Annotated in this window: 1 rRNA gene (running past one end of the window); it reads left to right on the top strand. The window is 58.3% G+C overall.

What is annotated here, in order from left to right:
* Positions 1 to 104: 104 nt before the first annotated feature.
* Positions 105 to 1,579 (top strand): 23S ribosomal RNA (locus DF196_RS12995); it runs 1,661 nt beyond the window's last position.

Below are 1,579 nucleotides of genomic sequence, written 5' to 3'. Positions count from 1 at the left end.
TTTTTGTTGTTCGTTTCGATCGTTTTGTGATCGTTTGATGTGTTGATTTGTTGTCTGGGAGTCCAGAGTTAGCTGTTTTCGGGATCATGCAATACTGTGTGTTGTGTGTTGTCTTGAAGGGCGTATGGTGGATGCCTTGGCAGACAGGACCGATGAAGGACGTGGGGGGCCGCGATAGGCCTCGGGGAGCCGCCGACCGGGCTTTGATCCGAGGATTTCCGAATGGGGGAACCCAGCCGCCGTCATGGGCGGTTACCGCTTTTGCGGGGGGTACGCAGGGAAGTGAAACATCTCAGTACCTGCAGGAAAGGATATTCCGTGAGTAGTGGCGAGCGAAAGCGGATCAGGCCAAACCTCATGCGTGTGATACCCGTCGGGGGTTGCGTGTGGGGTGTTGTGGGAGCGTGTGTCCCGGTGCCGACGTGCCGGGCGATGGTGATAAAGACGTGTGTTAGGGGAACCGGATTGAATGCCGGGCCGTAGAGGGTGAGGGCCCCGTACCCGTATGCGCATGTCCCGTCGATCGTGTGTCCCAAGTAGCACGGGTCCCGTGGAACCCCGTGCGAATCCGTCTCGACCGTGAGATAAGCCTAAATATTCCTGTCTGACCGATAGTGAACTAGTACCGTGAGGGAAAGGTGAAAAGCACCCCGGGAGGGGAGTGAAACAGTCCCTGAAACCGTGCGCCTACAAACCGTCGGAGCCTTTAGGGGTGACGGCGTGCCTATCGAAAAATGAGTCTGCGAGTCAGTGGTGCGTGGCGAGCATAACCCGTGTGGGGTATGCGTAGCGAAAGCGAGTCTTAAAAGGCGTTTTAGTCGCGTGTCCTGGACCCGAAGCGGGATGATCTAGCCCTGAGCAGGTTGAAGCGCGGGTAAGACCGTGTGGAGGACCGAACCCACCTGGGTTGAAAACCGGGGGGATGACTTGGGGTTAGGGGTGAAAGGCCAATCAAATTCCGTGATAGCTGGTTCTCTCCGAAATGCATTTAGGTGCAGCGTCAGGTTATTGCGTCCGGGGGGTAGAGCTACTGGATGCTTGCGGGCCCGTATCGGGTACCAATAGCAACCAAACTCCGAATACCCGTGACGTGTATCCTGGCAGTGACCCGGCGGGGGATAAGCTTCGTCGTGGAAAGGGAAACAGCCCAGACCGTCGTCTAAGGTCCCCAAGCGCGTGCTAAGTGGGAAAGGATGTGGAGTCGCATAGACAGCCAGGAGGTTGGCTCAGAAGCAGCCACCCTTGAAAGAGTGCGTAACAGCTCACTGGTCTAGTGGTTCCGCGCCGACAATGTAGCGGGGCTCAAGCACGCCACCGAAGACGCGGCAATCGCCTTTTGGCGGTTGGGTAGGAGAGCGTCCCCTGCGGGGCGAAGCGGCGGTGGAAACCGGCCGTGGACTGCAGGGGAGTGAGAATGCAGACATGAGTAGCGAAAGCGGGGTGAAGATCCCCGCCGCTGGATGACCAAGGGTTCCAGGGCCACGTTCATCGTCCCTGGGTGAGTCGGGTCCTAAGGCGAGGCCGACAGGCGTAGTCGAATGGATGAACGGGTCGATATTCCCGTACCGGCTGGCGACCG

The sequence above is a fragment of the Bifidobacterium callitrichidarum genome (assembly GCF_003129905.1).
Taxonomy (GTDB): Bacteria; Actinomycetota; Actinomycetes; order Actinomycetales; family Bifidobacteriaceae; genus Bifidobacterium; species Bifidobacterium callitrichidarum.
Note: the sequence above shows the minus strand (reverse complement) of the source record. Positions and strands in the feature narration are given on the sequence as shown.